A 21,505-nucleotide genomic window follows, 5' to 3' on the forward strand; every position below is an offset into this window, starting at 1 on the left:
CGGCCGGCGTCAGCGCACCTCCGCGGACTCCCAAAGGCGGCGCGCCAGCCGACCGGCCTCGAGGACGGCAGGCCAAGCGACCACGGCGAGCAGACAGCCGTCCGTGACGGCGCGCGTCAGCGGAACGAGCAGCAACGGCACCTGCGTCCAACTCGCGAGCATCCAGCAGCCCGCGGCGATCCCGATGATGCACCCGAGATGCCGCAGTGCCGTGGAACCGGCCCGACGGGCGATTACCACGCCGATGGCGAGCGCGAGGACCGGCCCGAGCATGTGCGCAACCGACACCGACCAGTACACGGCCATTGGTTCCACATCGACAGCCATGCGACCAACCACCTGAACTGCCAGGGCACCGAGCGTCCAGCCCACGATCCGGTCTCCACGCCAGCTGAGCACGCCCCCGATCAGCAGCAGCACGATGCTCGCACCCGCCAACACGGCGGACGAGCCGGCCATCGGACTCTCGAAGAAGATGCGGGTGAAGTCATCGGCTGCCTGGATCGTCACTCCGAGAGCCCCGAGCGCCCCGGCGCTTCGTCCGATCGACACGATGCGCATCAGTCCTCCGCTCCAGACCGGAGCAGGTCGTCGTGCCGTGACATGGCTGTTCGACACACCTGTTTCCACGCGGGGCCGCGCTCGGACAGCATCGATGGCCATCGCGCCTCGTCGTCCTCCGCACGGAGGAGCGCCAGATCACGCTGGTCCAACGACGCTCGCACGGCTTCGCCGACGCCAGAGAACGCCCGGTCGTAGTACGCGCCGTCCGTCTCCGTCACCCGCTCACCGCGGATCGCACGGACGGCCTCGTCGAACGTGTACTGGGAGCAGTTGGTCAGGAACTCCTGCTGCGCCGTCGGGGCAGGGGCGGATGTCGACGACGACCGCACCTCGGGATCCTCGCGAGGCGGATCGACCTGGGAGATCAGATCGCGCGGTCCGACGACGAACCAGTTCACGCCGCGCCGGGCTCCGCGTCCGTCCACGAGAGCGTCAGCCCATGACGGGAGGATCTGGTCGACGGACCGGCTGCTGCCGTACACACGAACGGAGACCGTGTCGGCCGCGTCCACGCAGTCGTAGCCACGCATCGAGTCCCAGAACGTCAAGTCGTCCTGGTAGTCGTCCCGGTCCTCACAGGGGAGCCCCGCAACGAGCACATCGGCAAGACGCTGCTGCGAAACGGTCTCGATGATCCGGGCGCTTTCCGTCGCCGGGCGGACGGTTGTGGTGGTCCGGGGCGTTCGGGTCGTCGTCGGGTCGGGAGCACCGCACCCGGTCGCGGCGACCGCGACGGCGCAAGCGCCCACCCAGATGAGCGAGCGCCTGCGCCGACGTGTCGCGATCAGCCCCACTGCACGCCCGCGACGCCCGAAGCAGTCATTCCCCGGATCTGCTTCGATGCCGCAACGTTGCCCCAGTTGATGACCACGCCACGGCGACCGGTCCCGCATCCCGACGCGGTCCACGTCGTCTGCGCACGAGCGTTGAAGCCCTTGCTCCACACGCAGACCCCGACCCGGCCTTGGTCGCGGTACCAGCTGTACGTGACCTTCGTCTTCGTGCTCGACCCGATGATGCTGCACCCCGACACGGACGTGAGCATCTTCGGGATCGCCGCGAACGCGCGGTCATGGCAGGGATTCTTCCGGCTGATCGAGTTCCCGTCCTCGTCGACCCGGGTCGCGTTCGCGGGGTCGAAGGTCGGGTCGACGACCACGTTGTCGGGAACGGCCGACAATGGGTCAGGTTCGGCCGCGACCGCCGGGCCGGCTGCCAGCAACGGTGAGACCACCGCGGCGACCGCGGCGACGACCAGCATTTGCTTCATGGTGTGCTGCACTGCACACCCCCCTCTCAGTCAGACAACCGCTCTGGTTGCCGCTGCAAGGTATATCAATGTTGTGACTGATATGACAAGGCCAGCTGCTCCGTGCTCGGTGCCGGTACGAACCGCGGCCCGTCGTACCCGTCACGGGTCACGTGCGCCGTGAAGTCCGCGAGCGAGCGGACCCAGTGTCCCCGCTCGCCGTACAGCGCCTGGTAGACGACGACCGGTTCCTCGGTCTCGACGTCACGGGCGACGAGCAGCACCTCGTAGTCGTTGCCCTTGAAGTGGCGGTACCGGCCAGGAGTCACGTCGTCGCTCACACCCGCGATGCTAGGGCCGGCTGGCAGAGCGCTCCTACACTCGGGCCATGACCGAGCACGCTCGAACGGACCGCGGCCTCGACCGACTCGTCAACTTCTCGGACGCCACCGTCGCCATCGCGATCACGCTCCTGATCCTGCCGCTGGTCGACATCGCCAGTGACCTGCGCGACGGCGAGGGCGCGGGCGACCTGCTCAGAGCGCACTGGCCCGCCCTGCTCGAGTTCCTCATCACGTTCTGGTTGATCTCGCGGTTCTGGATCCTCCACCACCAGGTGTTCGAGCACGTCCGCTCCTACAACGCCCGGGTCATGCAGCTGAACTTCGTGTGGCTCATCAGCATCGTGTTCCTGCCCTTCGCGGCGAACCTGCTCAACAGCGGCGAGAACGACGACCGTGTGGCACACGCGCTCTACCTCGGCAGCATGGTCGTGACGAGCCTGGCGCTCACCGGCATCGAACTCGTGCTGCGCCGGAACCCGGAGTTGCTCGCCACACCGCTGGGCGACTCGGCGCGGGGACTCATCGCCGCCGGCCTGCTGTCGCTCGCCCTGATCCTGTCGGTGGTGTTCCCGAACATCGGTCTGCTCTGGGCCCTGCTCCTCGTGCTGCAGGGCACGGTCGCACGGCTGCTCCGCCGAGTCTGATCGCGGTACGGTCAGCGCATGGGACTGGGGGACGCGGAGACCGTACTGGCACGCAAGAACGCGAACTTCGTCATCGACGAAGCGGCAGCGGATGCCGGCCTCGTCCGTTCGATCGCAGCACCCGGCCGGTTCGGGATGCGCCGTCACGAAGCCGCTGGAGGCCGGCTCACCCTGACCCCCGCGGTCCTCTGGTTCCGCGCGCACCCGTTCAACGTCGTCCGGCCGACGTTCGGCATCCCGCTCGACTCGATCGCCGAGCTCCACGACACCTCGCGCAACGTCTCGCGGCAGATGCAGGTCGTCCTGCAGGACGGGCAGCGGCTGACGTTCGTCATCTGGGGCGTCCGGGCGTTCATCGAGCGGATCGACCAGGCGCGCGCCGCGCTCTGACGACACGCGAGCCCACCCGCGTCACGTCGCCGGTCCACCGCGTCCGGCGACCGCCGCGCCGCCCTAGGGGTCGATCCCGGTCATTTGAATAGTATGCCTATTCTAGGCGCCGGCGACCGGCCGCCCGGCCGGTCGGTCGGACCTCCGGACGCGAGCCCCTCCACGATCGTCCGACCGCTCCGAGACCGTCACGTTCGGTCACGTTCACCCCTGGACGCACCAGAACGACGTACCGTCGCGGCATGACCGTCATCGTGGCCGTCGCCGTCCTGGTGGGAGTCCTCGCACTCGCCACCGTGATCGGCCTGCTCCTGCGCTCGAGGACGGGCCGAGCGGTTCCGCAGACCGGCCGTGCGCGCAGCACCCACGCCAGCCCCGACCGCACCGTCGCCGACATCGCTCCCCCGACCGCCTTCGGCACCCGCGCCACCCTCGTCCAGTTCTCCACGCCGACCTGCGCCCGCTGCCCGGCGACGGCCCGCCAGCTCGACGCCCTCGCAGCGCAGCACGCCGGCGTCGAACGGCTCGAGATCGACCTCGCCGAGCACCCGCACCTCGCCACCCGCTTCAACGTCCTGCAGACCCCCACGGTCCTGCTCGTCGACGGCGCCCGTGCCGTTCGCACCCGCTTCGGAGGCCCACCCCGGCCGCCGGAGCTCGCCGCAGCCCTCGACACCGTCCTCACCGGCCCACAGGAGTCCCGATGACCACCGCCCCCGACAATGCAGGCATCGACCCGCGCTCCCCGCGCTTCGGTGCCGCGATCACCACGGTCCTGCTCGCGCTGACGATCGTCCTCACGCTGATCCCCGCGACGTGGGTCGTCGGCATCGTCCTGCTCGCGGCCATCGTGGTGCTCTTCGCCATCGGCGGCATCGCCGGCATCCGCCGCCACCCCTACGGCGCGATCTTCCGTCGCTTCGTCCGGCCGCGGCTCGCCCCGCCCGCCGAGCTCGAGGCTCCCGAACCCCCGACCTTCGCCCAGCAGGTCGGCCTGTTCGTGACCGCGGTCGCGCTGCTCCTCGCCGTGCTCGGCGTGCCGTACGCGGCCCCGATCGGAGCCGCCGTCGCCCTGATCGCCGCGTTCCTCAACGCCGTCTTCGACGTCTGCATCGGGTGCTTGCTCTACGTGTGGCTGGTCCGCGCAGGCGTCTTCCGTCCGCGACGCGGCATCGCCTGACGGCGGTCGACCGGGAGGCCCGGCTCACCTCCGACTCGCCCGGCGGCGGAGGCCCCCCCACGGCAGCCTCCGACGCCGGGTCGGTCAGACGGCGAGCGCCTGCTCACTGAGCGCGACGAGGTCGTCCGCGCGCAGGTTCGGCCAGCCGTGCAGCAGCTCCCGCCACTGGGCCGGCAACGACGACGCCCCGTACAGCGCACCCGCAAGGCCACCGGCGATCGCGGCGACCGTGTCGGTGTCGTTGCCGGTGCGCACTGCGCGGACCAGGGCGTCCTCGAGCGAGGAGCTCTGCTTGACCGCGGCGTAGGCGGCCTGCAGCGCGGACACCACCCACCCGTTCGACTCCGTGAAGTCCACCGGCTCCGAGTGCTCGGCCGTGACGATCCGGTCCACCCACAGTCGGCGCCGGTCGAGGTCGAGCAGGTCGATCCCACGCAGGACGTCGAGCTCGCCGGTCAGCACCGCGTGCCGGATCGCCACGCACCAGAGCACGCACGCGTCCCCCGCGTCCGACTCGAAGTGCGTCAGGTCGCTGATCGCGCGAGCCGCCGAGGCGAGCCGTTCCTCTTCACCGACGTCACCGCGCAGGTACGCGAGCACCAACGGTGCGGTCCGCATCAGCGACCCGTTGCCGGCGGAGCGGCCCTTGACCTCGTGCTCCTGCCGGGCCGCAGCCCGCGCGACGGAGGCGATCCGCGCCTCCAGACCGGTCAACACGTTGCGCGTCTGGATGCCGACGTCGGGCGCGTTGACCGACCACGCTGCCCAGGCGGCCACCAGGCCGTCGAGGGCTGGCTCCGACGCCGGGTCGCCGCCGCGGGCGACCGTGCGGAGGATCGGAACGGCCATGCTCGTGTCGTCGGTCCACTCCCCTGGCGCCCAGCCGAAGGAGCCGCCGCCGGTCATCGTGATCGGGGTCGGCTCGGGCACTGCCGGTCGGAACTCGTACCCGGCGCCGAGGGCGTCGCCGGCGGCGGAGCCGAGGACGGCACCGACTGCTCGGTCGTGGATCTGCGGGGTGGTCATGTGGACCTCCGGATCGGGTTTGCGCGGAATTGCGTAAAACCGATCCTGCACCACTCCCCGCGTTTACGCAAGTGTGCGTAAACTCGCCAACGTGACCGATGAGTACCGCGACGCGAGCGGCCGACGACTGACGGACTACCCGCGACCATCCGTCGCCGTGGACACCGCCGTGCTGACCGTCCCGGCGGGCGGTCCACTGTCCGTCGTGCAGGTGCGCGATGCCACCGAGGGCGACTGGCGACTCCCGGGGACGTTCGTGCACGAGGGCGAGCGGCTGGCGGACGCGGTGCTGCGGTCACTCTCCACGAAGGCGGGCGTGACGGGGCTCGCACCGCAGCAGCTGCACGTGTTCGACGACCCCTCGCGGGACGACCGCGGGTGGGTGCTGTCGGTGGCACACCTCGACGTGGTGCCGGCTCATGCTCTGGACTTGGACGAGTCCCGGGTGCGACTCGCGCCGGTGACCGAGGCGCACGGGATGGTACACGGGCACGACGACATCCTCGAGTTCGCGGTCGCTCGGCTCCGGACCGCGCACGAGGAAGCGCCGGATCCACACGGGTTGCTCGAGGAGCCGTTCACGATGTCGGAGTTGCGGCAGCTGCACGAGGCAGTCCTCGGCGAGCGCCTGCTGCCGGACTCGTTCCGGCGAGCGATGCTGCCGAAGCTGGTCGCGACGGACACGAAGCGGGCAGACGGGCCGGGGAAGCCGGCGACGCGGTACCGGCGGGGATGACGGAGCCCGCCGGCCGCCAGGGCGACCGACCGGCGACGCCCGCTCAGTAGGCCTGGCGCACCGTCGACACCGAAAGACGCAGCGTCGGCTCGTGGGAAGCGCCGTTGAGCGCCCAGATCGTCCAGTGGTACCGGTCCGGCCTGGTCATCACACCCCAGTCGCTCCTGCCGCACTTGTTGACCTTCGTGCCCATGCTCTTGTCCGGAAGCCATCCGCGCTCATCGATGAGCCGCACGGATGCGGACTTGAACCCGTTGAGGTTCCCCGAGATGCGGCAGCCCGCGAAGGTCGTGGCAGTCCGGACCCTGTCCTTGTGCGAGTCCTGCCAGCTGCGCGAGTTCTTCCCGATGGCGACGCCGGTCAGCTTCGACGACCACGAGCCCTCAGCGAATGCTGGCGACGCCGCGAACACGGTGGCGACGATGACGCCCCCGGAGACTGCTGCCGCCGCTCGACGACTGAACTTGATCATCTGTTTCCCCCCTCGAGGTGATGGCCCGGGAGATCCGAGCCGTGAGCACGCTAATGTACGGTGAAACATCAGTGCAAGGTTTCAGGGGGTTGTCTTGGCCGTACAGATCGATGAGCTCGCGTTCGGGTACCGACGAGACCACCGGGTCTTCGGGTCCGTGTCGGCGGTGTTCCCGAGTGGGGGCAGCGTCCTGCTGGGGCCGAACGGCGCTGGCAAGTCGACACTCCTGGGGCTCATCGCCGACACGCTCCGACCGCAGGCCGGCACGATCCACGTCGACGGGCTGGGCAGTGCGAGAGACCGTGAGAACCGTCGGAGGTACCGCCGAGGGGTCGCGTGGCTCCCACAACGGAGCGGTGCCTTCCCCGGGCTCACTGCTCGGGAGCACGTCGCCTACTGCGGCTGGTTGAAGGGCCTCTCACGCAGTGATGCCTGGGACGGCGCCGTGGCAGCACTCACGGCAGTCGATCTCTTCGCGCGGTCCGATGTACGGGCCACGACCCTGTCGGGCGGGCAGATCCGGCGCCTCGGCGTCGCCGGCGCGCTCGTCTCAGGAGCGCAGTGGATCCTGCTCGACGAACCGACGGCCGGATTGGACCCGGCGCAACGGGCACGCTTCGCGCAGGTCATCCAGAACCTGCCGAGCGAGGTCTCCGTGATCGTCTCGACCCACCAGACCGAGGACGTCGCGACGACGTACGACCACGTGGCCGTGCTCGTGGACGGACACGTCCCGTTCTCCGGTTCCGTCGACGCCTTCACGGAACCGTTCGAGGGGCTCTCCCCCGCTGACGCGATCACCGCGTCGTACGCGCGCTTCACGAACGAGGACGACTGATGCGCCCGATCATCCCGTGGCGCAGTCGCGCCGCGGTGTGGCTCCTCGCGCCCGGGCTGCTCGGCGTGGTCGCGTACAGCGTGCAGTTCTCGTCCGAGACGTCTGTGGCCGGGTACTGGCCTGCCGCGTTCGCCGGCTCCGCGATCTACCTGGTCTTCTCGTGCGGCGTCGCTGCCACCGCTGGCGCCTGGGAAGGACGGCGGTACCGGTCCAGCGCATCCGCCATCGAGAGCAGCAGCAGATCGAGTGCAGCAGTCCTCGCCGATCACCTGTGGACGCCGCTCGCCGCCGGTGTCCTGCTCCAGGTCGTCGCCATCGTGCTCATGAGCCGCGACACTTGGGGGGCTCCAGGTGGCCCGTCACTGCTCGTCGGCCTGGCGCTCGGGAGCATCCTGTTCTTCCACGCCTGTGTCGGGTTCGCCATCGGTCGCTGGCTCCCGCCGGTCGCGTCGCTGCCACTGAGCCTGCTCGCGTCGTACAGCTGGCTCGGATTCTCGTGGGCCGTCGACTACTTCCCGCTCCGCTACCTCGCCGGCCTCGTCATTGCCGACTGCTGCTCGGTCGAGACGTCACTCGACCTGCGAGCGCCGATCATCGCGACCGTGTTCAGCGCACTCGCCGGAGTCAGCCTGCTGCTCATCGCGGCTGCGCGGCAAACGAGTGGCGATCGACTCCATCGGTTCGGCGTCCAGATCGGCGCAGCCTCGTTGGCAGTCGTCACGGTGATCGCACTCGTGTCCGGTTCGGGCCTCGGAGCCGCGCCCATCACCGAGCGTCCGCAGTCGCAGTCGGTCTGCAACGGACACCGCCCGACTATCTGCTTGTTCCCGGAGCAGCGCGCCGACGGTGACTCCGAGGCCGTGATCCGGAAGGCCGCCGGCAACCTGAGCCGGTCCGGCGTCACCATGCAGCCGACGATCCGGGCGAGCAACGTGCCCTCGTCTCCGGACGACCTGAACATGATCGTGCAGGTGCGGATGACGGACGCCGACCTGGTGCACAGCCTCACCACCTCGGTCCTGGGCGATGCAGAGGTCGCGTACTGCGAGTCCGACCCAGACGACACCGAGCGGCTCAACGACGCCGCCGTCGCGAATCGCTGGCTCATCGACGTGGCTGCGCACGGGATCGTCGCTGCGGATCGCGTGGAACCCGCGCTGGAGATGGACGACCCCTCGGCACTCCGAAGACTGCGGAACGCCACGCTGCTCGAGCAGGCGGACTGGGTGACCGCGACGATCCGCCGCTTGACCGACTGCTCCATCGGCCACATCGCAGTGCCGGCCGCATGATCTGGTGGTTGCGTGTGCACCGCACGATGGCGCTCCTCGGGCTCACAACCGCCGTCACGGTGCTCTCGATCGGCCTCGGACCGATCGGCATGCTGTTCCCGTCGTTCGGCGGTGGCGCACACTTCGCGATGATCCCCGCTGCAGCGGTCGGTCCGTTGGTGCTCGCGATCGCGGCGGGCGCATCGATCAGCCGCGCGCCGTTCCCCGCTCCGGCCCGACGGACCGACCTGCTCGAGCTGAGCACCGTCCTCGTGGTGATCGGACTGGTGTGCACGATCGGTGGCGTCGGCCTCGCCCTCGGCGCAGACTCAGCTGTCTCGCTCGCCACCATCCGGAACACGATCGCGTTCTGCGCGCTCGCGGTGGCCTGCCGCGCGGTGCTCGGTGATCGCTACCAGTCCGTGCCGGGCGTCCTGTACCTGCTCGTCGCAGGGCTGTTCGGTCGCGGAACGCCGGATCGCCCTGCCGTCTGGGCCGGCATCGTCACCACGAACGCCGAACTCACCTACTGGCTGTTCGTCGCGCCGATCGTCATCGTCGCGACCGTCGTCACCGTCGGGCGATCCGCTCGTAGGGTGGGGGCATGGGGGAACTCGAACTGACAGCACGGCGCGCCTGGCGACGGACGACCCTGCTCGCACTGATCGGAGCCGTCGTCGGCGCCGTCATCGGCGGGCTGCTGGCCACGACCGAGTCAGGCGCCGTCGCAGTCCTCACCGTCGTCGGCTTCGGCGCGTCCGTCGGTGGCCTGACCGGTACCTTCTCGATCCTCGTCACGACGATCGGGATGTCGACCGCGATGCAGGCCACCACGGCGGGGCTCTCCCCTGCCGGCAAGCGCATGGTGACGCAAGCCATCAAGACCGGCAGCCCGATCCAGCCAACCGAGTCCGACCTCGCCCTCCGAGCACGCGAGCATGCACGACTGCTCTCCACCTACCAGCCGCTCGCCCTCGCCCAGTTCCTCCTGCTCTACCTCGGCATCGCTGGCGCCCAGTTCCCGATGTTCGCTGACGAGGACGTCTCCGGCTCGGCGTTCCCCGGGTTCCTCTGCGCAGCACTGCTCATCACCGCACTGATCGTGACGCCGATCCTGCTGCGCGCAGTACGTCGATCGCGGCGGTACCTGCGGGCGGCGACTGTCGTGGCATCCCCGTCCCCGCAGGCCTGACGAGCGCGACCGCCCAGGTTCGCGTCCGCCGCTCATCGAGTGAGCAGAAAACGTCGAGTCCGCTGCGGCGACTCGACCTTTCTTGCTCACTGAACGCGCGAGCTCCCGCCACGCAGCCACCGCACCACCCGTAACACGCAATTTACTTTCACGACTGGCGCTCGCGCACGAAAGACGCTTTCATGGCGGGATGACGATCACCGATCGGGTCGAGCGCGCCGACGCCTTCGCCCTCGTCCGCACCCAGTCGGCCACGATGCCGTCGAGCATGCGTGCCATCGCCGACGCCGTGCTCGAGGACCCGGCGGCCGCAGCCACCACGAACGCCACCGAGCTCGCCGGCCGCGCGGGCGTCTCCCCCGCCACCGTCTCCCGCTTCGCCCAGCACCTCGGCTTCGCGAACTTCGCCGGCCTGCAGCGCAGCATGACCCGGGCCGTCGAACGCGGCATCCACGAGCGCGAGCACACCGAGATCCACGCCGGGGTCGCCGTCGACGACGACGTCGCCACCGTGATCGCGAAGGTCACCGAGGACGTCCGCGCCGTGATGGCCGACACCCGTGCCGCCCTCGACCCGCACGCACTCGAAGCAGCAGCCGTAGCCGTGAGCGAAGCCCGCCGGGTCGTGCTGTACGGCGTCGGCGCGAGCGGCATCGTCGCGCGGGACCTGCACCTCAAGCTCGAACGCATCGGCATCGTGAGCTCGATCGCCGACGACCCGCACAACGCCCTGACCCTCGCGAGCGTCATCGGCGAGCACGACGTCCTGGTGCTCGTCAGCCACTCGGGCTCCACCACCGAGACCCTCGAGGTCGCCCACGCCGCCGCAGCCCAGCGGTCGACGATCGTCGCCATCACCGGCCACGCCAACGCCCCGCTCGCCACCACGGCCCACCACGTCCTGCTCGGTGTCGCCGGTGCCGAGAGCGCCCTCCGACCCGCCGCCATGGGCAGCCGCATGAGCCAACTCGCCATCGTCGACGCCCTGTTCATCGTCGTCGCGCAGCGCACCGACGAGCGGTCCCAGCCGCTCCTCGCCCGCAGCCGCGACGCCGTCCGCACCCACCACCGGAACTGAGCACCACCATGACCCACACCCACGACGCCCTCCGCGACGAACTCGCAGCCCTCACCACCGAGGCGACCGACCACTCGCTGGACGACATCGACACGATCTCCACGCTCGAAGCTGCCCAGCGGATGAACGCCGGCGACCGCAGCGTGCCTGCGGCACTGGAGCCGTGCCTCCCGGCCATCGCCCTGGCGGCAGACTCGATCGCCGCAGCGTTCGCGCGTGGTGGCCGACTCGTCTACGTCGGCGCCGGCACGCCGGGCCGGCTCGGCGTCCTCGACGCCAGCGAGTGCCCGCCCACCTTCGGCACCGACCCTTCGCAGGTGGTGGGGCTCATCGCCGGCGGCGACGTCGCCCTGACCACCGCCGTCGAGGGCGCGGAGGACGACGAAGCAGCGGCCGTCCGCGACCTCGACGTGCTCGGCCTGACGGCCGACGACGTGGTCGTCGGGATCAGCGCGTCCGGCAGGACGCCCTACGTGATCGCGGCCATCCTGGAGGCCCGACGCCGGTCCGCTCTGTCGGTCTCCGTCGCGTGCAACCCCGACTCGGCCGCGGGGCGGGAGGCCGACATCGCCATCGACGTCGTCGTCGGCCCCGAGTTCATCGCCGGGTCGACCCGCCTGAAGGCGGGCACCGCGCAGAAGCTCGTGCTGAACATGCTCACCACGCTCGCGATGGTGCGCAGCCACAAGACGTACGGCAACCGCATGGTCGACGTGCGGGCGACGAACGCGAAGCTCGTCGCGCGGGCGTTCTCGCTCGTGCAGGACGTCACCGGCGCTGCTTCCGCCGAGGTCCAGGCGGCGCTCGATGCCTCGGACGGCGAGGTGAAGACGGCCATCGCCGTGATCCTCACCGGTGCGTCGGCTGCTTCGGCCCGTGAGCGCCTCGATGCTGCTGCCGGCTCGTTGCGCGCCGTGCTGTAGAGCCCGTTCCCCCTTCTCCGCTTTCCTTCCGCTCGATTCCTTCCCCCGAGGAGCACAGCAATGCCCGATGCACAGCAACTCGCCCAGCAGATCCTCGACTCCGTCGGCGGTTCCGCGAACATCGCCGACGTCGAGAACTGCATGACCCGACTCCGCGTCGAGGTTTCGTCTCCCGCGTCGGTCGACCTGCCGGCGCTCCAGGCCACCGACGGCGTCATGGCCGCCATCGCGGCCGGCTCGAACCTGCAGATCGTGCTCGGCCCGGGTCTCGTCGACCGCGTGGCCGACGGCCTGGAGGCCCTGCGCGCGGCCGCCCCGTCGGTTGCGGCTGGTGGGCCTGGTGCGTCCAGTGCCGCTGGTGCGTCTGGTTCGTCGCCTGAGGAGCTCGCCGCTCGCGGCGCGTCGATCAAGGCGACTGCGCGGGCTCGTTCCGACGGCCGCACCATGCGCGCGATCCGGAAGATCTCCGCGATCTTCATCCCGCTCATCCCCGCACTGATCGCCTGCGGGCTCATCGCCGGGATCAACGGCATCCTGACGAACCTCGAGTGGGTGCCCGGCGTGACGCCGTTCCTCGGCGTCCTGTCGTCCGGCTTCCTCTCGCTGCTCGCCGTCTTCGTCGGCATGAACGCCGCGAAGGAGTTCGGCGGCACGCCCATCCTCGGCGGTGCGGTCGGCGGCATCATCGTCGCGGCCGGTGTCGCGAACGTCACCGTGTTCGGCGAGACCCTCGCTCCCGGGCAGGGCGGCGTGCTCGGCGCGATGGCCGGCGGCATCCTCGCCGCCTACGTCGAGCGGTTCATGCGGCGCGTGACTCCGGACGTGATCGCGCTCATCGTCGTACCGACCGTAACTGTCCTCGTCGCCGGGTCGATCACGCTCGGGATCCTGATGTCCGTCGCGGGTGTCGTCTCGGTCGCGATCGGCACCGCTGCGACCTGGCTGCTCGCGAACGGAGGTGCCTTCGCCGGCTTCGTGCTCGGAGGCCTGTTCCTGCCACTCGTCATGACCGGCATGCACCAGGGCCTCATCCCGATCCACACCACCCTGATCGACCAGACCGGGTGGACCGTGCTGCTGCCCGTGCTGGCGATGGGTGGTGCCGGGCAGATCGGTGCGTGCATCGCGCTGTGGGTGCGGTTCCGGTCGAACGCCTCGCTGGTGCGGACCATCCGCGGTGCACTTCCGGCTGGGTTCCTCGGTGTCGGCGAGCCCTTGATCTACGGCGTGACGCTTCCCCTCGGCCGGCCGTTCATCACCGCGTGCATCGGTGGCGCCTTCGGTGGCGGTGTCGTCGGGCTGTTCGACCAGCTCGGGCACTCCGTCGGGGCGATCGCCATCGGGGCCTCGGACCTGTCGCTCATCCCGCTGCTGAACGGCTCGTCCGGGTACGGGTGGGCGTTGCTCGGGTACGGGTCGGGGCTCATCGTGGCGTACGTCGTCGGGTTCGTGGCGACGCTGCTGTTCGGGGTGTCCGACTCGGTGCGGGCCGACCTCGAGGCGCAGTCGTCTACACCGTCCGGCGACCCCGCCGCTCCGGATGCGCCGCTCGACGTGCAGGTCACGCCCGCTGACTCCGTGGGAGCTGCACGCTGATGCGGTTGGGCGCGAGCGCGTACCTGGCGCACGGTCCGCTGGCTGGTCCGACCTTCGAGGCCGCCGCGGCCGCGGGTGCGACGCTCGCGTTCACCTCGTCGCACATCCCGGAGGACTCGCCTTCGGGCGCCCGAGCCGCTGCGACCGCGATCGTGTCGGCGGCTGCGTCCTCGGGGCTGTCCGTCGTCGCCGATGTCTCCCCCAACACCGCGCGGTTGCTCGGTGATTCGCCGTGGGACTTCCTGCTGTCGATCGGAGTGGCTCGGGCGCGGATCGACTTCGGGTTCTCGGTCCCTGAGATCCTCTCGATCGCTGCCGTCCTGCCGATCGCCCTCAACGCGAGCACGCTGCGGGCCGCCGACCTGGTGCCGTTCGCAGGCCTGGACGTCGAGCTGATCCACAACTTCTACCCGCGGGAGTGGACCGGGCTGGCGTTGTCCTCCGTCGCGGCGTCAGTCTCAGCTGCCCGGCAGTTCGGTTGGCGTGTCGGTGCGTTCATCGCGGGCGACTCGGTCCGCCGAAGGCCGCTCGGTGAAGGGCTGCCGACCGTCGAGCAGCACCGGAACATGCCGCCGTTGTTCCAGGCTGTGGCGCTCGTCGATGCTGGCGTGGACGATGTGTACGTCGGGGACCCGGCGCTGACCGATCACTCGTGGTCGCGCTTGGGGTCGTTCGTGCTCGATGACGTCGTCGTGCTCGACGGGACAGCCGCTCCGGGTGTTCACCCGGCGGTCATCGAGGCGCTGGCGGTCCCCGATCGGAACCGGCCGGATGCGGCTGAGGCCATGATCCGGCTGGAGCACTCGCGGGAGCGGTTCGTCGGGTTGCCGCTGCCTGAGGTGGGTGGGCAGTCGAGGCCGGCGGGTTCCGTCACGGTGCAGTTGGCGTCGGCGGGAAGGTACTGCGGGGAGGTGGCGATAACGCTGCGGGACTTGCCTGCTGACGATCGTGTCGCCGTCCTCGGAGCACTCACCGTGCCCTTGGCGGCGTTGGGAGACCAGTCGCTCACAATCGTCCTCGGCTGACTCCGATTCCACTGGTCCTCGCGCCCGCCCCGAGAGGCGCGTTCCTTCGACCAAGATTCCGGCAATGGAGCACTGGGAAGCGGATGACGCGCGGCGACGACACATGGCCCGACTCGGTCGTCGCGACACGGCTCCCGAGTTGGCTGTTCGCCGCGAACTGCACCGACGTGGGCGGCGCTTCTTCGTCGACCGGCGGGTGAGCGCGCGTTGTCGGGCACGGCCTGACCTCGTCTTCCCTCGCGCCAAGGTCGCGGTGTTCATCGATGGCTGCTTCTGGCACTACTGCGAGGAGCACGCTCACCTCCCGAAGGCCAATGCCGACCTTTGGCGCCGGAAGCTGCTGGCCAACCGTCAGCGCGATGCGCAGAACGAAGCGCTCTTGGTCGCCGAGGGCTGGCGAGTCATCAGAGCCTGGGAGCACGACGAAGTCTCTCGATCCGCAGATCGTGTGGAACACGAGCTCGAGCGATGGAGCTCGATCGTCAACCGACGTCGCCCGTGTAAAACGGAACGGTGCAGCAGACCATCGAAGTCGTCGCGGCAGTTCTGACACGAGCAGACGGGAAGATCCTCGTTTGCAGGCGCGCCGTGGGCCGCGCGTCGGCAGGGATGTGGGAGTTCCCCGGCGGCAAGGTAGAGGAGGGCGAGGGCGCCCGAGATGCCCTCAGACGAGAGCTCCGTGAGGAGCTGGCTATCGAGGGAGAGATAGGTGACTTGATCACTCGGGACACGACAGCTGTCGGGGACTTGCTGATCGACCTCGCTTGCTCGGCGACGAACCGCTACGGAGTACCGACCACGACGAAATGCGGTGGACGAGCCCCAAACACTTGAATGGCTTGCACTGGGCGCTAGCTGACCTGAAAGCGGTGGCCGCTCTGCGTCAAGGTCAGTCAAGCCCGTAACGTCGGCTCTCAGCCTTCTGCCAACGGCGATGATGGGCGAAGTACCGCTCCGTGGTCTCACTCCAAGCAGCGCAGGTCCGGCCGACTATCACTCCCACGGCGAGGCCGAGGTCCGCGCTCATCGGAGTCCTCCGAGGACCGCGCTCGATCACTCCGCTCCGCCCGACCACCACGTAGCCGAGCTCGAACATTGAGTCGCACCCCAGCCGGCAAGCGGCCATCACCGTGTCTGTGCGGTGCCGTTCGGCGTTCGTCGTCTCGGCGCGTCGTTTGATGTGCGCAGTCACGAGCATCGCAACGGGAAGGTCACGGCCACAGAGGGCGCAGGGAGCCACGACATCGGCCCCGAACAGGTACCTCCGCAAGCGAGTCTGCTCGCCGCGGACTTGAACCACGACCTGTCGGTCCCCGCGGTAGTCGACAGTGGTTCCCGCTTCATCGAGCTCCGGCCAGGAGGTCAGCTGCGCTGCGTCGACCCGCAGCCCGACCTCATCCAACAACCAGTTCGCGAGAGTGCCCGTCACCTCCGACAGGTACACCTGCTTGACCGCGCCATCTCTCGAGAACGGCCAGCTCGTGACGTCCCGCTCGGTCCGTAGCTCGTGTGGGATGTCGGCGAGGACGATGGGAAGCTCCAGTTCCCGGATGCTCACTTGGAGCAGACGACCGTCAACTGACCATGGCGTACTCGAGTGGTCGAACGGTGGGGGCCCGTCAAACGCCGGCCGGACAACCGTGCTCCAACCGCGGATCGCCTTGCGGGAGTAGTGGATGACCACGTCACCCTCGTCAGGGTCGAGCAACCGATCCCAATGCGCGCGAGCAGTTCCCGTGCTCTGACCCGTTCTCGGACGCGAACGTTTCGGCGCCCAGAGCATACTTGCCTTCAGTTCTTCTTCGAACGTCTGCCCTTGGTTGACCCAGAAGATCCGCACGCTTGCCCCATCACCCGTTTTCCTAACAAGTGAGAGGCTAACGAACGGAATTCCGAAGAGCCAGGTCCTCCGCGGCCCTCGATGCGGTCTCTGTTGTCTTCCGCTCAGCGCGGACCATCGGGCCGCAACAACATCGCCAAGTCGGCGAACGGGGCAAACACGTCACTCGAGTCCCACGGAGTGGCTTCTCCTCGAAGCCAGATCCCACGTCGTTACAGAGCGCTCAGAGAAACTGCGCGAGCCGACGGCGCAACGCTGTGTCGGCCACGTAGACGTACGTTCCTCGGACACCGCGCGTGAGAAGCACCGAGTAGATGTTGCTCACGAAACGTCGGAGGTCGCTGTCTGAGTACGAGATCCCGAGCCGCGGATTGTTCTCCATGCCCTTCTTGTCGAAGTAGTTCGACCGGTCGAACACCATCTCCTTCGATACCGGGTCGAACCGCATGTCAGGGCCGATGATGACCCCTACGTAGTTCAGGTCGTACCCCTGCACAGTGTGGATGGAGCCGACTTGGTCGACGGCACCCGGTGAGGTGATCCAGTCAGTCTGTGTCTGGTTCCACTGGAACTCGCGACCGTCGATCTCGATGTCGATGGCGCTCTTGTCGTGCTTGCTCTTCCACTTCCAGGCGTAGCCAGCGACGAGCCGTGAGAGACCCACTTCCTCCTCGCGTGCCCGGATGGCATCGTGCATCTCACCCAGATCGTCGAACATGCGGAACTCGTAGTCGCCGAAGGTCATCGGTTCTGGCGACTCCCCCCGCATGATCGCGCGCACGTAGGACACGTAGTCGGCTCCGCCCTGGACGCGCATCTGCGTGAAGAGCCGGTAGTGACGGTCATGCTGCCTCGCCGCGTTCACGAGGTCCTTCTGCAGTTCCTGCGGTAGGTCCGCAGGTCGGACACTCTGTTCCGAGTCGATCAGGAAGATCTGGTGTTTGCTCCGGTCGCGAATCCAGTCGACCTGCGTGAAGTGATCAGCGTCGGCGCCGAAGAGCTGCTGATTGATCTCGCCGAAGCTCTTGTTCTGCGGTCCCGATGCCTGGTTCGCGCGGTGGTTCAGTCGGTGCGACTCGTCAACGACCAGCAGGTCCCACTTCTCAGTGCTCCTCCCGACTTCGAAGGGAGTGAGCACCATCGCCTTCTCGAGGCCAGGGGTCTTGCGGAACACCCTCTTCAAAGAGGAGCGGAGTGCCTGCTGCGGCACGACGAGACCGACACGAAAGTCAGCCAGCAGGTCACGGTTGTCCTCGGTGAAGTAGCCCGAGAACATCGAGTCACCGTCCACCTCGTCGACCCCGACGCCGTTCGCGATGTCCCGGAGAAGCTTGAGCAAGTAGACGGCGACGATCGTCTTGCCCGTGCCCGGGTCGCCCTGCACGACGATGGTGCTGCCGGAGCCGGCCAGGAAGTCGTCGAACAGCCCCTCGAGGATGTCCTCCATCACGACGGCCTGATCACGGTTGAGCGCTTTGAACGGCGAGAGCTTGAACAGCTCGCTGTTCTCGATCTCGGCGATGCTGCGTGTGAAGAGCTTCTGCTTGCGCAGCGCTTCGAAGATCTCCTCGAAGGTCTCTCGGTACCGCGCGCGGTCGTAGTAGTCCGCGTTGACGACGCCCTTGTTGCTGTTCAGGACCGTGTACTTGTCGTCCCCAGCGAACAGGCCGATGAGTTGCGACTCCAGGTCCAGACACACCGACTTGTTGAAGGTGCTGTCGAGCACAAGGCGCACTGCCTTCAACGACCGACGTTCCGCGGAGTCGAGGTGCTGCCGCATACGAGAAGCAGTATTGAGCGTCTCGCCGACGTACACACGCTTGCCGTCGTCGAGGATGTAGACGACCGGCCAGTTCAGGAACCGAGGGTCCTCTTCGCGCCACAGCCGCAGGTGCCGATCGTTGAACGGGAGCTGCGCGATGTCAAAGCTGGTCATACTTCGTGCTTCGTCCTCGGGCCTGCTCGACCGGGTACTTGTCCCGGGTGACGGCGAGTTTCTCGCGGATGATCTCCGCGGGATCGAAGCCGAGTCGATCGGCGAGGAGATGGCAGTAGGTCAGGACGTCGGCGAGTTCCGAACGGACTCGATCGACGTCGGCATCCGGGGCCCACTGGAAACACTCGAGCAGCTCCCCGGCCTCGATCGAGATGCTCTTCGCCAGGTTGTCCGGTGAGTGGAACTGCGCCCAGTCTCGCTCTTCAACGAACGCGCGAATCTCCACGCGCAACCCCTCATCCGTCATGTCGGCACGGTAGCAGGCCGTTGGTGTCTCGCAGACGAGCGACGAGGGCGCGGAAACGTGGCTCCCACCCGAATGGGTGCTGTCCGGACTGGTCGCGTCACGCGAAGATGGACGCCGAAAACAGCCATGATGCGAGGGAACACTCAGTGCTACGCAGAGCCGAAAACGTGTCGATGAGGCACCGCGTGAACTTGTTCACGCGCAGGGGCCGGGTCGAACTGACCGTCGGACGTTCGACCTACTACGTGGGCGCGAAGCTCCGGAAGGACGAGCTCAGCGGGGCCTTCGCTTCATCTGATCGCACGCCGGTCAAGGTCGGCCGTGTGAAGGAACGCCAGTACTGGTGGTTCCGGGGCCGTTGGTTCTGGGACAACGACAGCTTGCTGCCTGAGCAGGTCTTCGCGCTGCTCGAGACCCGAGACCGCCGACAAGCCGCCACGATCGCGCGTGCGCACACGATCGCGAACAGTCCGGCCGAGCCCCTGCAACGCCGTCGCGGAGTAGTTCCCCGTGACGTCCAAGAGCTGGTGTGGGCCCGCGACGGTGGCCGCTGCAACTGGTGCGGGACGACGTCGGAGCTCCAGTTCGACCACGTGATCCCGTTCTCCCGTGGTGGCAGCAACGAGCCGGAGAACCTGCAAGTGCTCTGCGGACCATGCAACCGCAGGAAGGGCGTTGCGCTGGGCTGAAGACCCGGGGAGCACCACGGGACTTCAGTACCGGATCAGATGGACAGAACAGGCACCCATGCGACGTCAGCAAAAGAAGAAGCAGAATGAACCCCAGCGGTTCGTGTTCGACGAGGCGGAGTTCAAGCGCCTCTACCGCTGGGGGCGTTCACCGAGACTCAGCGTTGTGACCGCCTTCGGTGACACGGCGCCAGACGACCCCGAGATGGCGCTCCGGGTCCTGAGCAAGGTACGGGCCGATGCTGCAACGGCACCCGCGGCCATCCTCGGCATGTTCGCTCTGGCGGTGGCTGCGTTGAGCTTCACGGTGAACCTCATTGTCACCCTCACCAAGGGACCGAATCCCGACAGCGGGACTATGCACTTCGGGGTTGTCGAGGCCGTCATCGTCGGGATTCTCACACTCGGCGGACTCGCCGTCTACGTGTGGCAGTCGACCCGGCACCGCTGCGCCACGACGTGGAAGGAAGCCTTCGAGGACTCGCTCAGGTCCCGCGCGAAGTGAGGGTCACCACGTCAGCACGAACCGCCCCCGCGTCCCCCCAGCCTCCAACCGCTCATGCGCCTCCCCAGCCCGCGCAGCCGGCAGCACCTCCGCCACCCGCGGCGTCAACGTCCCACTCTCCACCGCGTGCCGCAGATGCTCGAGCTTGTCGAACGACCGGTACTCCGAGAACACCATCACCTGCACGAACTCGATCCCCCGAGCCCCGTTGCCCTGCCACCCACGCACGTCGAAGAACACTCCCCCGTCTCGAACAGCATCGACGACGACCCCACGCTGCACCGCAGCATCGGCGAGCGCATCGACCCCGTCCGGCACGAGCTCACGGACAGCGGCAGCAAACCCATCACCGCGAGGCACGATGTGGTCCGGTCCGAGCGACCGCACGACTGCTTCGTCCGCCGGAGCAGCATCCGCGATCACGGTCAGCCCGGCGGCCTTCGCCAGCTGCACCACGTAGTTCCCGAGCAGCCCAGCGGCCCCGGTGACGGCGAGCGTCTGCCCGGGCGCGAGCGAGGTGTGCGACAGGATCTGCAACGCCGTCAGCCCGTTCATCGGCACCGTGGAGGCGAGCGGAAGAGACGTCCCACGAGGGATCCGCGTGAACGACCCCACCGGTGCGACGAGCTCCTGCACGTACGCACCACCGTGGGCGGTGAGCGGCAGCGCGATCGCCATGACCTCGTCGCCGACCTCCCACCCGGTGACGTCGGGCCCGACCTCGTCGATGACCCCTGCGGCGTCCATCCCGGGCACGTACGGCGGCGAGGCCTGCGAGCTGTCCCGCTGACCGGCACGCACCCCCGTGTCGGTCGGGTTCACGGCGAACGCCTGCACCCGGATCCGCACGGACCCCGCACCGGCGTGCGGCTCCGGCACCTCGTGGACGGCGAGGGCCTCCGGCCCTCCGAATTGTTCGACTCCGACGACCTGCATCCTCCCGGTCTACGCGGACATTGCTTGACGCAACCTGACGCGACCCACCATCGGACGGGAGGCACCGTGCCAGCCCGCCACGGGCCTCCAGTCCGTCACGGGGTGACGTCCACTGCGCGTGGTGCGCCATGCTGACAGCGTGCGTTTCGACGAACTCCTCACCCGGCCCGACGGCCCAGCGATCGCCGAGGAGCTCGCCGCGCTCCGCCGACCCGCCCGGTACGTCCTCGAGGGCATCCACCAGGAGTCCCGGCAGAAGTACTCGCAGTTCCGCGTCGACGTCGACGAGGCCGCGCAGACCTGGACCTTGGTCCGCCAGCGCGCCAAACCGGTCTCCTACCGCGACGGCGTGCTGCACGAGCCCGACGACGGCCCGATCGAGGTGTCGTTCGCCCGGAGCATGGTCTCGTCTCCCCTCGTCCGGATGGCCGTCCCCGACCTGATGCTCCGGTGGGGCCGCGCCACGGACGACGTCCACCCGATCCTGGTCCAGCACATCGGCCAACACTCGATCCTGGTGACCTTCGAGCACGGCGAGGACCCGGCGTTCCGCTCGACGCTGGTGATCGACGAGCGCGACGGCATCGCCCGCCGATCGTACGAGTACGGCGAGGCCACGATCATCACGAGCGTGCGGACCGCCGAGCCGGACGAGGTCCTGCCCCGCGCCCGCTTCGTGCAACCGACGGACTGGATCCGGCCGCAGTACTGAGACGGTGACGGTTCCGGTTCACGATCCCCGACGATCACGAACCAGAACCGTC

Annotated in this window: 28 protein-coding genes; 18 read left to right on the forward strand and 10 right to left on the reverse strand. The window is 68.5% G+C overall.

The window, feature by feature from the left end:
- Positions 1-9: 9 nt before the first annotated feature.
- The 4 genes from EDF63_RS10990 to EDF63_RS11010 all read right to left on the reverse strand — a co-directional run bounded on the left by EDF63_RS10990 (position 10) and on the right by EDF63_RS11010 (position 2,154).
- Positions 10-561, reverse strand: coding sequence for a hypothetical protein (locus EDF63_RS10990; RefSeq protein ID WP_123313027.1), 552 nt, complete (start codon positions 559-561; stop codon positions 10-12).
- Positions 561-1,358: a hypothetical protein gene (locus tag EDF63_RS10995; RefSeq protein WP_123313028.1), complete on the reverse strand. Its 798-nt coding sequence runs from the start codon at positions 1,356-1,358 to the stop codon at positions 561-563. Before EDF63_RS10995 ends, EDF63_RS10990 begins: the two co-directional genes overlap by 1 nt.
- Positions 1,349-1,834 carry a hypothetical protein gene (locus EDF63_RS18700; protein ID WP_185021383.1) on the reverse strand — a complete coding sequence of 162 codons (486 nt, stop codon included), beginning with the start codon at positions 1,832-1,834 and terminating at the stop codon, positions 1,349-1,351. The genes EDF63_RS10995 and EDF63_RS18700 overlap by 10 nt, the downstream gene beginning before the upstream one ends.
- A gap of 65 nt (positions 1,835-1,899) precedes the next feature.
- Positions 1,900-2,154 carry a DUF1653 domain-containing protein gene (locus EDF63_RS11010; RefSeq protein WP_185021384.1) on the reverse strand — a complete coding sequence of 85 codons (255 nt, stop codon included), beginning with the start codon at positions 2,152-2,154 and terminating at the stop codon, positions 1,900-1,902.
- A 47-nt stretch (positions 2,155-2,201) separates the two neighbouring features.
- Here EDF63_RS11010 and EDF63_RS11015 point away from each other — a divergent pair, with 47 nt between their 5' ends.
- The 4 genes from EDF63_RS11015 (at position 2,202) to EDF63_RS11030 (ending at position 4,371) form a co-directional block, all read left to right on the forward strand.
- Positions 2,202-2,801, forward strand: coding sequence for a TMEM175 family protein (locus tag EDF63_RS11015; protein ID WP_123313030.1), 600 nt, complete (start codon positions 2,202-2,204; stop codon positions 2,799-2,801).
- Between the two features lie 18 nt (positions 2,802-2,819).
- Complete coding sequence (locus tag EDF63_RS11020; RefSeq protein WP_123313031.1) at positions 2,820-3,191, forward strand: hypothetical protein; 372 nt, start codon at positions 2,820-2,822, stop codon at positions 3,189-3,191.
- A gap of 242 nt (positions 3,192-3,433) precedes the next feature.
- Positions 3,434-3,898 (forward strand): co-chaperone YbbN, encoded by a 465-nt coding sequence (locus EDF63_RS11025; protein ID WP_123313032.1) that lies wholly within the window; start codon positions 3,434-3,436, stop codon positions 3,896-3,898.
- Positions 3,895-4,371, forward strand: a complete 477-nt coding sequence (locus EDF63_RS11030) for a DUF4395 domain-containing protein (RefSeq protein WP_123313033.1) — start codon at positions 3,895-3,897, stop codon at positions 4,369-4,371. The genes EDF63_RS11025 and EDF63_RS11030 overlap by 4 nt, the downstream gene beginning before the upstream one ends.
- A gap of 84 nt (positions 4,372-4,455) precedes the next feature.
- On the opposite strand, the gene EDF63_RS11035 is transcribed toward EDF63_RS11030, so the two are convergent.
- Entirely contained in the window at positions 4,456-5,397 is a 942-nt protein-coding gene (locus EDF63_RS11035; RefSeq protein ID WP_123313034.1) for an ADP-ribosylglycohydrolase family protein, read from the reverse strand.
- Between the two features lie 91 nt (positions 5,398-5,488).
- Between EDF63_RS11035 and EDF63_RS11040 the strand changes: the two genes are divergently transcribed.
- Positions 5,489-6,133 (forward strand): NrtR DNA-binding winged helix domain-containing protein, encoded by a 645-nt coding sequence (locus EDF63_RS11040; RefSeq protein ID WP_123313160.1) that lies wholly within the window; start codon positions 5,489-5,491, stop codon positions 6,131-6,133.
- 43 nt (positions 6,134-6,176) lie between these two features.
- On the opposite strand, the gene EDF63_RS11045 is transcribed toward EDF63_RS11040, so the two are convergent.
- The gene (locus tag EDF63_RS11045; RefSeq protein ID WP_123313035.1) at positions 6,177-6,605 is read right to left on the reverse strand and encodes a hypothetical protein; all 429 of its coding nucleotides are present in this window, start codon (positions 6,603-6,605) and stop codon (positions 6,177-6,179) included.
- A 94-nt stretch (positions 6,606-6,699) separates the two neighbouring features.
- On the opposite strand from EDF63_RS11045, the gene EDF63_RS11050 reads away from it, so the two are divergent.
- The 10 genes from EDF63_RS11050 (at position 6,700) to EDF63_RS19065 (ending at position 15,362) form a co-directional block, all read left to right on the forward strand.
- Positions 6,700-7,443: an ATP-binding cassette domain-containing protein gene (locus EDF63_RS11050; protein WP_123313036.1), complete on the forward strand. Its 744-nt coding sequence runs from the start codon at positions 6,700-6,702 to the stop codon at positions 7,441-7,443.
- Positions 7,443-8,735 carry a hypothetical protein gene (locus tag EDF63_RS11055; protein WP_123313037.1) on the forward strand — a complete coding sequence of 431 codons (1,293 nt, stop codon included), beginning with the start codon at positions 7,443-7,445 and terminating at the stop codon, positions 8,733-8,735. The genes EDF63_RS11050 and EDF63_RS11055 overlap by 1 nt, the downstream gene beginning before the upstream one ends.
- Positions 8,732-9,337 (forward strand): hypothetical protein, encoded by a 606-nt coding sequence (locus tag EDF63_RS11060; protein ID WP_123313038.1) that lies wholly within the window; start codon positions 8,732-8,734, stop codon positions 9,335-9,337. Before EDF63_RS11055 ends, EDF63_RS11060 begins: the two co-directional genes overlap by 4 nt.
- A complete protein-coding gene (locus EDF63_RS11065; protein ID WP_123313039.1) occupies positions 9,319-9,906 on the forward strand; it encodes a hypothetical protein in 588 nt (195 codons plus the stop codon). Before EDF63_RS11060 ends, EDF63_RS11065 begins: the two co-directional genes overlap by 19 nt.
- Before the next feature lie 190 nt (positions 9,907-10,096).
- Entirely contained in the window at positions 10,097-10,984 is an 888-nt protein-coding gene (locus tag EDF63_RS11070) for a MurR/RpiR family transcriptional regulator (RefSeq protein ID WP_123313040.1), read from the forward strand.
- Positions 10,985-10,992: 8 nt separating this feature from the next.
- Complete coding sequence (gene murQ / locus EDF63_RS11075; RefSeq protein WP_123313041.1) at positions 10,993-11,907, forward strand: N-acetylmuramic acid 6-phosphate etherase; 915 nt, start codon at positions 10,993-10,995, stop codon at positions 11,905-11,907.
- 60 nt (positions 11,908-11,967) lie between these two features.
- Positions 11,968-13,503: a PTS transporter subunit EIIC gene (locus tag EDF63_RS11080; protein WP_123313042.1), complete on the forward strand. Its 1,536-nt coding sequence runs from the start codon at positions 11,968-11,970 to the stop codon at positions 13,501-13,503.
- Complete coding sequence (locus tag EDF63_RS11085) at positions 13,503-14,528, forward strand: MupG family TIM beta-alpha barrel fold protein (protein WP_123313043.1); 1,026 nt, start codon at positions 13,503-13,505, stop codon at positions 14,526-14,528. The genes EDF63_RS11080 and EDF63_RS11085 overlap by 1 nt, the downstream gene beginning before the upstream one ends.
- Positions 14,529-14,592: 64 nt before the next feature.
- Positions 14,593-15,078, forward strand: coding sequence for a DNA mismatch endonuclease Vsr (gene vsr, locus EDF63_RS11090; RefSeq protein ID WP_123313044.1), 486 nt, complete (start codon positions 14,593-14,595; stop codon positions 15,076-15,078).
- Positions 15,042-15,362 (forward strand): NUDIX domain-containing protein, encoded by a 321-nt coding sequence (locus tag EDF63_RS19065; protein WP_185021386.1) that lies wholly within the window; start codon positions 15,042-15,044, stop codon positions 15,360-15,362. Before vsr ends, EDF63_RS19065 begins: the two co-directional genes overlap by 37 nt.
- Positions 15,363-15,417: 55 nt before the next feature.
- Here EDF63_RS19065 and EDF63_RS11100 read toward each other — a convergent pair whose 3' ends face one another.
- From EDF63_RS11100 to EDF63_RS11110, 3 genes are all read right to left on the reverse strand, one after another.
- A complete protein-coding gene (locus EDF63_RS11100) occupies positions 15,418-16,212 on the reverse strand; it encodes a hypothetical protein (RefSeq protein ID WP_148061768.1) in 795 nt (264 codons plus the stop codon).
- 379 nt (positions 16,213-16,591) lie between these two features.
- Positions 16,592-18,304, reverse strand: a complete 1,713-nt coding sequence (locus tag EDF63_RS11105; RefSeq protein ID WP_123313046.1) for a DUF2075 domain-containing protein — start codon at positions 18,302-18,304, stop codon at positions 16,592-16,594.
- Positions 18,291-18,611 carry a nucleotide pyrophosphohydrolase gene (locus tag EDF63_RS11110; protein ID WP_123313047.1) on the reverse strand — a complete coding sequence of 107 codons (321 nt, stop codon included), beginning with the start codon at positions 18,609-18,611 and terminating at the stop codon, positions 18,291-18,293. Before EDF63_RS11110 ends, EDF63_RS11105 begins: the two co-directional genes overlap by 14 nt.
- Before the next feature lie 185 nt (positions 18,612-18,796).
- Between EDF63_RS11110 and EDF63_RS18885 the strand changes: the two genes are divergently transcribed.
- Both EDF63_RS18885 and EDF63_RS11120 read left to right on the forward strand, forming a co-directional pair.
- Positions 18,797-19,300 carry an HNH endonuclease gene (locus EDF63_RS18885; RefSeq protein WP_221180549.1) on the forward strand — a complete coding sequence of 168 codons (504 nt, stop codon included), beginning with the start codon at positions 18,797-18,799 and terminating at the stop codon, positions 19,298-19,300.
- A 58-nt stretch (positions 19,301-19,358) separates the two neighbouring features.
- Complete coding sequence (locus EDF63_RS11120) at positions 19,359-19,805, forward strand: hypothetical protein (RefSeq protein WP_123313048.1); 447 nt, start codon at positions 19,359-19,361, stop codon at positions 19,803-19,805.
- Positions 19,806-19,808: 3 nt separating this feature from the next.
- On the opposite strand, the gene EDF63_RS11125 is transcribed toward EDF63_RS11120, so the two are convergent.
- Positions 19,809-20,741 carry an NADP-dependent oxidoreductase gene (locus EDF63_RS11125; RefSeq protein WP_123313049.1) on the reverse strand — a complete coding sequence of 311 codons (933 nt, stop codon included), beginning with the start codon at positions 20,739-20,741 and terminating at the stop codon, positions 19,809-19,811.
- A gap of 139 nt (positions 20,742-20,880) precedes the next feature.
- On the opposite strand from EDF63_RS11125, the gene EDF63_RS11130 reads away from it, so the two are divergent.
- Positions 20,881-21,453 carry a hypothetical protein gene (locus EDF63_RS11130; protein ID WP_123313050.1) on the forward strand — a complete coding sequence of 191 codons (573 nt, stop codon included), beginning with the start codon at positions 20,881-20,883 and terminating at the stop codon, positions 21,451-21,453.
- Positions 21,454-21,505: the final 52 nt, after the last annotated feature.

The organism is Curtobacterium sp. JUb34, assembly GCF_003755065.1.
Lineage (GTDB): Bacteria > Actinomycetota > Actinomycetes > Actinomycetales > Microbacteriaceae > Curtobacterium.

What these genes read in the sequence shown, in the direction of transcription:
- murQ (WP_123313041.1), top strand. Translation starts at nt 10,993, where the DNA reads ATGACCCACACCCACGACGCCCTCCGCGACGAACTCGCAGCCCTCACC.
- EDF63_RS10990 (WP_123313027.1), bottom strand. Translation starts at nt 561, where the DNA reads ATGCGCATCGTGTCGATCGGACGAAGCGCCGGGGCGCTCGGGGCTCTC.
- EDF63_RS11035 (WP_123313034.1), bottom strand. Translation starts at nt 5,397, where the DNA reads ATGACCACCCCGCAGATCCACGACCGAGCAGTCGGTGCCGTCCTCGGC.
- EDF63_RS11055 (WP_123313037.1), top strand. Translation starts at nt 7,443, where the DNA reads ATGCGCCCGATCATCCCGTGGCGCAGTCGCGCCGCGGTGTGGCTCCTC.
- EDF63_RS11045 (WP_123313035.1), bottom strand. Translation starts at nt 6,605, where the DNA reads ATGATCAAGTTCAGTCGTCGAGCGGCGGCAGCAGTCTCCGGGGGCGTC.
- EDF63_RS11025 (WP_123313032.1), top strand. Translation starts at nt 3,434, where the DNA reads ATGACCGTCATCGTGGCCGTCGCCGTCCTGGTGGGAGTCCTCGCACTC.
- vsr (WP_123313044.1), top strand. Translation starts at nt 14,593, where the DNA reads ATGGAGCACTGGGAAGCGGATGACGCGCGGCGACGACACATGGCCCGA.
- EDF63_RS11030 (WP_123313033.1), top strand. Translation starts at nt 3,895, where the DNA reads ATGACCACCGCCCCCGACAATGCAGGCATCGACCCGCGCTCCCCGCGC.
- EDF63_RS11110 (WP_123313047.1), bottom strand. Translation starts at nt 18,611, where the DNA reads ATGACGGATGAGGGGTTGCGCGTGGAGATTCGCGCGTTCGTTGAAGAG.
- EDF63_RS11015 (WP_123313030.1), top strand. Translation starts at nt 2,202, where the DNA reads ATGACCGAGCACGCTCGAACGGACCGCGGCCTCGACCGACTCGTCAAC.
- EDF63_RS11070 (WP_123313040.1), top strand. Translation starts at nt 10,097, where the DNA reads ATGACGATCACCGATCGGGTCGAGCGCGCCGACGCCTTCGCCCTCGTC.
- EDF63_RS18700 (WP_185021383.1), bottom strand. Translation starts at nt 1,834, where the DNA reads ATGAAGCAAATGCTGGTCGTCGCCGCGGTCGCCGCGGTGGTCTCACCG.
- EDF63_RS11105 (WP_123313046.1), bottom strand. Translation starts at nt 18,304, where the DNA reads ATGACCAGCTTTGACATCGCGCAGCTCCCGTTCAACGATCGGCACCTG.
- EDF63_RS11080 (WP_123313042.1), top strand. Translation starts at nt 11,968, where the DNA reads ATGCCCGATGCACAGCAACTCGCCCAGCAGATCCTCGACTCCGTCGGC.
- EDF63_RS11020 (WP_123313031.1), top strand. Translation starts at nt 2,820, where the DNA reads ATGGGACTGGGGGACGCGGAGACCGTACTGGCACGCAAGAACGCGAAC.
- EDF63_RS11060 (WP_123313038.1), top strand. Translation starts at nt 8,732, where the DNA reads ATGATCTGGTGGTTGCGTGTGCACCGCACGATGGCGCTCCTCGGGCTC.
- EDF63_RS11125 (WP_123313049.1), bottom strand. Translation starts at nt 20,741, where the DNA reads ATGCAGGTCGTCGGAGTCGAACAATTCGGAGGGCCGGAGGCCCTCGCC.
- EDF63_RS11120 (WP_123313048.1), top strand. Translation starts at nt 19,359, where the DNA reads ATGCGACGTCAGCAAAAGAAGAAGCAGAATGAACCCCAGCGGTTCGTG.
- EDF63_RS11065 (WP_123313039.1), top strand. Translation starts at nt 9,319, where the DNA reads ATGGGGGAACTCGAACTGACAGCACGGCGCGCCTGGCGACGGACGACC.
- EDF63_RS11085 (WP_123313043.1), top strand. Translation starts at nt 13,503, where the DNA reads ATGCGGTTGGGCGCGAGCGCGTACCTGGCGCACGGTCCGCTGGCTGGT.